Raw genomic sequence first — 8,051 nt, forward strand, 5'->3', positions numbered from 1 at the left:
TGCTAATTTAAAATCATTTCAATGTAGATATTAGTAATAATAAATAGAGTTCCCATCATAGATTGCCAATTCTATACTTAGGGAGTGTGAAGTAACATGGTTACATTATATACCTCGCCAAGCTGTACCTCATGCAGAAAAGCAAAAGCATGGTTGGAAGAGCATGAGATAGGATATACAGAAAGAAACATCTTTTCAGAACCGTTGTCTATTGAAGAAATTAAAGAAATTCTTCGAATGACAGAAGACGGAACAGATGAAATTATTTCAACACGTTCTAAAACATTCCAAAAATTGAATGTTAACCTAGAATTATTGCCCCTTCAGGAATTATATAAGCTTATCAAAGACAATCCTGGCCTGTTAAGACGTCCAATTATCCTTGATGAAAAAAGACTTCAAGTCGGATATAATGAAGATGAAATTAGAAGGTTCCTGCCGCGTAAAGTTCGTACATACCAATTACGCGAAGCACAGCGGATGGTCAATTAACATAGGCGTAAGCCCTGCCAGTAAATTTGGCGGGGTTTTTATTTTTTATTTGCTAAATAAGCTCATGCAATCCTTCTCGTTTTGAATAGAATAAGGTAAGCTGGTAAAATTAATTGGGGTTGCAAAACATACCTATATTTTGTAATATAGGAGAACTATTAGGCATATGATTGTTTTTTACAACTAGAGGTTTTTTATTTCCCTTCTCAAGGGTTTTATCATAAAATAAAAGAAAATAGTTTATTTTTATCCTGTTGCCGGTTACAAGTATTCCTTCGTGGGTAAAGATAGCATAAGAGCGTGTGTAGCTCGGGGGTAATTATCCCTTCAAAACAAGAAAGAAGGGAGATGGAATTATGGAGATCGAACGTATTAATGAAGATACAGTTAAATTTTATATTTCTTATATAGATATTGAAGAACGCGGCTTTGACCGAGAAGAGATTTGGTACAGCCGTGAGCGCAGTGAAGAATTGTTCTGGGAAATGATGGATGAAGTACATCAAGAAGAAGAATTTACGATGGAAGGACCTTTATGGATACAAGTACAAGCACTTGAAAAAGGTCTAGAGGTTTTAGTGACTCGAGCTCAGTTGACAAAGGACGGCCAAAAACTGGAACTTCCGCTCGCAGATGAAAAGCTTGGTGATATACAGGTGGATGAGAAACTGGAATCACTGCTTGAACAACAATTTCAAGGGAAGCATGAATTCAGTTCAGTACAGTTTGAAGATGGTAAGATTGAGTTTATTACGGCTTTCGATGACTTTGAAGATGTCATTTCTCTGAGTAATCGCTGCGGACTTGATAGCCTAGATGCGAAGCTCTATGCATACAATAATAAATATTATCTCTATATTTCATTCTCAGAAGATGACTCGGAAGAAGAAGAAATTGATAATATTTTGAGTACACTGTTAGAGTATAGTCATGAATCACCTATTACCGTTCATATCTTACAGGAATACGGAAAAATAGTGATTGAAAATGATGTGTTTAACACGGTTCATAAATATTTTGCCTAGTGTAAAGCCGATTTCAGTCTGAAGTCGGCTTTTTGTTTCATACAAAGCTCTTTCAAATGATTGGCAGGTGAGCGGGTTGAAAAATACATTTCGTGTTGTGCTCTTTTCAGGAATCTTATTCTGTTTTTGGTTTATTTTTCATAATTCCTTCACAGATGAAGTATTCAGATATTTCAGTATTCTTTTATCCTTGTCGCTTCTTGTGATAGGAATCTTGATCTTCCTGGAAAATAGACATCCAGCTCAAACACTAACATGGTTGATAGTATTCGGTGCATTTCCGATTATCGGCTTTATTTTTTACTTTCTGTTTGGGCGTAATTACCGTAAGGAACGAATTTTTCGAAAAAAATATTTGCTCGATAAAGAAGCCTATTTACAAGTCCGAGCTAAGAGTAAGACCAAGTCAATCGCTCAACGGAAATTAGAAGAGACTATTCATCAGAGCAAGTTATTTCATTTAGCTGAACGAATCGGAAATAGTCCGATTTCATTTGCTACTGAAACGAAAATTCTCACCAATGGAGATGAAACGTATTCTCATATCCTAGAAGAACTGGCTATGGCAGCGCATCATATACATATCCAATATTATATTGTCCGTGATGATCATATTGGGCGGGAAATTAAGAAGATGTTGATTCAAAAAGCAAAGCAAGGAATAAAGGTTCGCTTTCTGTATGATGCAGTGGGTTCTTGGGAATTATCGAATACCTATATTACCGATCTGAAGAATGCTGGAGTAGAAACAGTAGCCTTTGGTCCTGTCCATCTGCCTTTCTTAAATAATAAATTCAACTTTCGTAATCACCGTAAAATTATTGTGATTGATGGCTCGGTAGGCTTTATGGGGGGATTGAATATTGGTGACGAATACCTCGGACGTAATGAGGCATTTGGTTTCTGGAGAGATACACATTTAATGGCTAAAGGTGAGGCTGTTCAGACCATGCAGTTAATTTTCCTTCAGGACTGGTACTACAGCACCGATCATAGCTTTCTGACAGATGAGTATCTTTCCCCGTCCATGCCTCATGAACATACCCATGGAGGCGTGCAGATTATTGCCGGCGGTCCAGATAACGAACTGGCCATTATTAAAAGCATCTTCTTCTGCATGATTACGAATGCTCAAAAATCGGTCTGGATTGCTTCTCCGTACTTTATTCCTGACGAGGATATTTTTCAAGCGATGAAGATTGCGGCCTTAAGCGGACTGGATGTCAGGCTGCTTGTTCCGAAAAATCCAGATAAACGGATTGTTTTTCACGCTTCCAGATCCTATTTTCCTGAACTATTAGCCGCAGGTGTTCGCATATACGAATACAAAAATGGGTTCATGCATTCGAAACTGGTCATTGTTGATCATGAGATTGCGTCTATCGGAACAGCGAATATGGATATGCGCAGTTTTCATTTGAACTTTGAAGTGAATGCGTTTTTGTTTCAAACAAGAAGTACTCAAAGACTGGTGAATGATTTTTTACATGACCTTCATGTTTCATGCGAGCTACATTTGGATGACTTTTCTAAGCGTAAAATAAGATATAAGATAATGGAATCCACATGCAGGCTGTTATCCCCGTTATTATAAAATGGAGGGCCGAAAATCTGTTTCGGCCTTTTAGAAGGAATATTCCCCAAGCTTGGCGAATTCTCTTTTAGAAAAAGGAGGATGCCTATGCTAACCGCAAAAAATCAGGATGGGACGTTAATAACTCTTCCTGAAAAAATAACAAGAGAAGCATTAAAATTGATAAAAGATAATCAAGAATTTTACTGTCCCTGTTGTGAAAGTGAATTAATTATTAAAGCTGGTGATAAAAAGATCCCTCATTTTGCTCACAAAAAAAATCCCCTCTGCACCGCCTCATCTGAAGCAGAATCCGCCTACCATCTCGCTGGAAAACGTCAATTGTTCAATTGGCTGCAAAAGAATCAAATTCGCTCCCAACTGGAGGCCTATCTACCTGCTATTAAACAACGTGCAGATATTCTAGTGACCTCGGAAAAAGGGGTATACGCAGTAGAATTTCAGTGCTCCGTTATCTCAGTAAAAGATTTTGTAAAGAGGACCGCTCTTTATTTGGAAATTGGAGTTATTCCCATATGGATACTAGCAGAAAAAAATCTTCGCAAGGATAAAGCAAATGCGTTCATGCTGTCAGCCTTTCACTGGCAGTTTCTCAATGAGACATTTAAACGGCCCCTCATCATTACCTACTGTCCTGAAAAAGACAATATGGGCTTTCTACAGCATCTTACCCCCTTCTCAGCCCGAACTACATACGCTGCCTTTGTTAGAGTGAAGTTAGCGTCGCTGAGGCCTTGTACGCTCCCTATTATCAAAGAACCTCCGTTACTAAATGCCTGGTTTGCTAAACGGAAAATTTGGAGTCTCTTTAGTATGAGAAGAATCAATCGTAAAGATCGTTATTATGCAGCTCTATATAATAATAGGCTGTCACCTGCAACACTTCCATTTGAAATCGGACTGCCTGTGAAAGGCATGTGGGCAATCGAAACACCAGCAGTCAAATGGCAAGGGTGGCTGTATATGGATGTTCTGTACACGAGAGAAAAAGGGGAGTATGTAACCTTTAATCAGGTTCTTTATGCTTTCCGAAAACGGCAGAGGAAAGGGGATATTAAACTTCGATCGCTGGCTTTACTGCCATATTTGGATTGCGCTGCGATTATTAAAGAATATCTGCGTCTTCTCGTCGTATTAGGGAATCTGAAGGAAGTGACAGCGGGGAACTATACGATCTGTGAGTTGATTCCAATCCCCCGAAATGGTATAGAAGTAGAAAATTTAGAAAAATCATTATATTTGAAGCTTACAAAATGATTTTTATAAGAAAAATGGAGTACAATAGACATAGTACACCTATCATAGGGGTAAAGAAGGACATTCGTGTTTTTTTCAAGAGGCAAGTTATTTAGAGGAGGACCATAGACATGACGCAAGAAAGTACAGTGAAAACATTACAAGCTAGAAAAGACGTGCCAGCAGAAGATACATGGCGTTTAGAAGACATCTTCGCTACGGAAGAAGACTGGGAAACTGCCTTCACATCTATAAAAGACAGTCTTCAAAAAGCAGATGCCTTTAAGGGAACGCTTGGAGAAAGTGCAGAAAAGCTGTTAGTCGCCTTGCAATTTCAAGATGAAGTCTTTGAACAACTAGGCAAACTATACGCTTATTCTCATATGCGTTACGACCAAGATACTACGAATTCTTTTTATCAAGGAAAAGATGATCGGGCAAAAACTTTATATGCACAGGCAGCAAGTGCTTTTTCTTACATAGTACCAGAATTATTAAGTATAGATGAAAGTAAAATTCAACAATTCCTTGATGAAAATGAATCGCTTAACCTCTATAAGCACGCGTTAGAAGAAATTAACCTGCAACGCCCGCATGTTTTATCTGCGGATCAAGAGGCATTACTTGCAAAAGCATCAGAAGTTATGGACGCATCAAGTAATACTTTCGGTATGCTTAATAATGCGGACCTTAAATTTCCCACAATCAAGGATGAATCTGGCGATGAGGTAGAAATAACTCACGGCCGCTATATCCAGTTCCTTGAAAGCGATGACCGTCGTGTTCGTGAGGAAGCATTTAAGAGTGTGTACGAAACCTATGGCAGCTTCCGTAATACGTTTGCGAGTACCTTAGCAGGACAAATTAAGAGTGATAACTTTAATGCAGCAGTCCATAACTATAAATCAGCTCGCGAAGCCGCGTTAAGCAACAATAATATTCCCGAAAGCGTTTATGATAATTTAGTGAATACGGTAAATGAAAATCTTCCGTTATTACATCGATATATAAGTTTACGTAAAAAAGTACTAGGATTAGATGAGCTTCATATGTATGACTTATTCACACCGCTAGTCAAAGAAGTGAAAATGGACATTACCTATGAAGAAGCAAAAGAATATGTATTAAATGGTCTTGCACCGCTTGGAGAAGAATACCGTGCCGTCCTCCAAGAAGGATTTGATAATCGTTGGGTTGACGTTCAAGAAAACAAAGGAAAAAGAAGCGGCGCATATTCATCTGGCTCATATGGAACGAATCCGTATATCCTTATGAACTGGCAGAATAACGTAAATAATCTCTTTACCCTAGTTCATGAATTCGGACATTCCGTCCACAGTTACTATACACGTAAGACCCAGCCGTACCCGTATGGAAACTATTCAATATTTGTGGCTGAAGTAGCATCTACTTGTAATGAAAATCTATTGAATGATTATCTGCTCAATACAATAGAAGATGAGAAAAAACGGATATATCTATTGAACCATCAGCTTGAAGGCTTCCGCGGAACCCTTTTCCGTCAAACGATGTTTGCTGAATTCGAGCACATTATCCATGAAAAAGCACAAAACGGAGAATCGCTGACAGCCGATATGCTGACAAAAGAATATTACGAGCTGAACAAAAAATACTTTGGCGATGATATTGTTATTGACGAAGAAATCGGTCTTGAATGGGCTCGTATCCCGCATTTCTACTACAATTATTATGTATACCAGTATGCGACCGGAATCAGTGCAGCAACAGCATTGAGCAAACAAATCGTTGAAGAAGGCCAGCCAGCTGTAGATCGGTATATTGAGTTCCTTAAATCAGGCAGCTCAGATTACCCGATCGAAGTGCTGAAAAAAGCAGGCGTCGACATGACAGAAGCTGACCCAATTCGAGAAGCGCTAAAAGTATTCGAAGAAAAACTAACTGAATTAGAATCCCTTTTAGCATAGTGCCAAAATAGGGGCCGTCAATTTGACGGCCTTTTTTTGGTTTGTCCAGAATAAATATCAAAAGGTACTAAGGGCCGAATGTAATGCTGGAAGGGCCGAATGATGGTACAGGTGATCCAAATTGAAAGATGAAAGGGAATGAAGCGGGTTATGCTCTCATGGTAGTTTTACTTGCGGGAGCATGGATAGGATTTGTCAAAAATGAGTATCAAGAAGTCCTAGGGCCGAATAGAAAGCAAGAAGGGCCGAATAAAGTAGGAAAAGTAAAGTTAGTCTTAAAAGTGGACACGTCAAATCCAGTTATAACGTATACTTAACTTAACTAATAAAAGGACGTGTTTACATGGGAAAACATCGCGATTCACAGTTCAAAGAGTATGTGGCAAAACTAATCGTAGAGGATCATCGTATGGTTACAGAAGTCGCTCATGAATTAGAGATTTCTTCTTCAACAATTAAGGGATGGGTGTCAGACTATCGGAAGAAGAAAAAGAAAGGATCCGATCATGAAACCTACCTCACTCCAAGTGAAGTAGAGACCCTTCAAAAACAACATGAAAAAGAACTGAATAAACTGAGAGAGGAAAATGAAATCTTAAAAAAGGCCATGCACATTTTCACAAAAGACCCCTCGTAATATACCGATTTATTCACGCTCATAAGGATGAGCATACGGTAGTGATGATGTGCAGAGTTTTGAAGGTATCGACGAGTGGCTACTATAAATGGCGGAAAAACCAGGACAAACTTTCTCCTGAAAAAGAGGCGTATAAAAAAGAGGTCCAACAGAAAATTAGTAAGTCCTTTCACGAAAGTGGTGGCACCTACGGCAGCCCGCGTATCCATCATGACTTAGTGGAATGGGGGTATACGATTTCATGCAAAACGGTAGGCCGTATGATGTGTGAACTGGGTATCCGGGCTACGCCAAAACAAAGATATGTCGCGACTACCGACTCAAAGCATAAACTGCATATCTATCCTAACCTACTAAATCAAGCGTTTACCGTTCAAACCCCCAATCAAGTATGGGTAGCTGATATTACGTACATACGGACCTTAGAAGGGTGGGTATATTTATCGACGGTCATGGATTTGTTTTCTAGAAAAATTGTCGGGTGGGCAATGGACGATAACTTAAAAAAAGAACTTCCCGTAGAGGCGTTGAAGATGGCCTTCACGCTAAGACAGCCAGAAGCTGATCTGATCCATCATTCAGACCGAGGGTCTCAATATTGTTCCAACGAGTATATAGAGGTTTTAGAGGAAGCAGAAGCGAAAATCAGTATGAGCAGAAAAGGAAACCCTTATGATAATGCTTGTATAGAATCCTTTCACGCATCTATCAAAAAAGACTTAGTTTACAGAAGGCGTTTTAAAACCCGAACCGAGGCCATAAAAGCTATCAATTATTACATCAGTGGTTTTTATAATGAGAAGAGAAAACATTCTAAATTAAGCTATTCTTCGCCTAATCATTTTGAACGAAATTACGAAGGACAACAGCAGGTAAAGAAAGCTGTTATTTGACCAGTTTGATAAAAGATTCGATTAGTCAAGATGTTGACTAATCGATTTTATATCTCTTATAAGCTAAGTACGGTAGGACTTTACATATGAAAGTTCGCCGAAATTACAGTGTCCACTTTCTTGACATAAGACCAGAACATGCTTTATTCCCGTCTGGGACTGTTTTTAAGGGTTTACCTCATGCTATGACCTATTTCTTTATGAAGGGTATTTCAATTCAAACAGAAA

General features: G+C 38.8%; 8 protein-coding genes. All 8 read left to right on the top strand.

Annotated features, from left to right (window positions below):
• Positions 1 to 96: 96 nt before the first annotated feature.
• The 8 genes from spxA (at position 97) to AC52RT_RS09715 (ending at position 7,823) form a co-directional block, all read left to right on the top strand.
• A complete protein-coding gene (gene spxA / locus AC52RT_RS09680; protein WP_040373207.1) occupies positions 97 to 492 on the top strand; it encodes a transcriptional regulator SpxA in 396 nt (131 codons plus the stop codon).
• Positions 493 to 848: 356 nt separating this feature from the next.
• Positions 849 to 1,517 carry an adaptor protein MecA gene (gene mecA / locus AC52RT_RS09685; protein ID WP_495540550.1) on the top strand — a complete coding sequence of 223 codons (669 nt, stop codon included), beginning with the start codon at positions 849 to 851 and terminating at the stop codon, positions 1,515 to 1,517.
• A gap of 76 nt (positions 1,518 to 1,593) precedes the next feature.
• On the top strand, positions 1,594 to 3,111 hold the full coding sequence (gene cls, locus AC52RT_RS09690) for a cardiolipin synthase (RefSeq protein WP_495540551.1): 1,518 nt from the start codon (positions 1,594 to 1,596) through the stop codon (positions 3,109 to 3,111).
• A gap of 87 nt (positions 3,112 to 3,198) precedes the next feature.
• On the top strand, positions 3,199 to 4,368 hold the full coding sequence (locus AC52RT_RS09695) for a competence protein CoiA (RefSeq protein ID WP_495540552.1): 1,170 nt from the start codon (positions 3,199 to 3,201) through the stop codon (positions 4,366 to 4,368).
• A 110-nt stretch (positions 4,369 to 4,478) separates the two neighbouring features.
• Positions 4,479 to 6,293: an oligoendopeptidase F gene (gene pepF / locus AC52RT_RS09700; protein WP_495540553.1), complete on the top strand. Its 1,815-nt coding sequence runs from the start codon at positions 4,479 to 4,481 to the stop codon at positions 6,291 to 6,293.
• Positions 6,294 to 6,421: 128 nt separating this feature from the next.
• Positions 6,422 to 6,610 carry a hypothetical protein gene (locus AC52RT_RS09705; protein ID WP_495540554.1) on the top strand — a complete coding sequence of 63 codons (189 nt, stop codon included), beginning with the start codon at positions 6,422 to 6,424 and terminating at the stop codon, positions 6,608 to 6,610.
• Positions 6,611 to 6,636: 26 nt separating this feature from the next.
• Positions 6,637 to 6,930, top strand: coding sequence for a transposase (locus tag AC52RT_RS09710; RefSeq protein ID WP_495540555.1), 294 nt, complete (start codon positions 6,637 to 6,639; stop codon positions 6,928 to 6,930).
• Positions 6,931 to 6,941: 11 nt separating this feature from the next.
• Positions 6,942 to 7,823: an IS3 family transposase gene (locus AC52RT_RS09715; RefSeq protein ID WP_495540556.1), complete on the top strand. Its 882-nt coding sequence runs from the start codon at positions 6,942 to 6,944 to the stop codon at positions 7,821 to 7,823.
• The last annotated feature ends 228 nt before the right edge of the window (positions 7,824 to 8,051 follow it).

Source organism: Peribacillus sp., from assembly GCF_059453735.1.

Coding starts and splice junctions, on each gene's coding strand:
- AC52RT_RS09710 (WP_495540555.1), top strand. CDS start 6,637: ATGGGAAAACATCGCGATTCACAGTTCAAAGAGTATGTGGCAAAACTA.
- AC52RT_RS09695 (WP_495540552.1), top strand. CDS start 3,199: ATGCTAACCGCAAAAAATCAGGATGGGACGTTAATAACTCTTCCTGAA.
- spxA (WP_040373207.1), top strand. CDS start 97: ATGGTTACATTATATACCTCGCCAAGCTGTACCTCATGCAGAAAAGCA.
- mecA (WP_495540550.1), top strand. CDS start 849: ATGGAGATCGAACGTATTAATGAAGATACAGTTAAATTTTATATTTCT.
- AC52RT_RS09705 (WP_495540554.1), top strand. CDS start 6,422: ATGAAAGGGAATGAAGCGGGTTATGCTCTCATGGTAGTTTTACTTGCG.
- pepF (WP_495540553.1), top strand. CDS start 4,479: ATGACGCAAGAAAGTACAGTGAAAACATTACAAGCTAGAAAAGACGTG.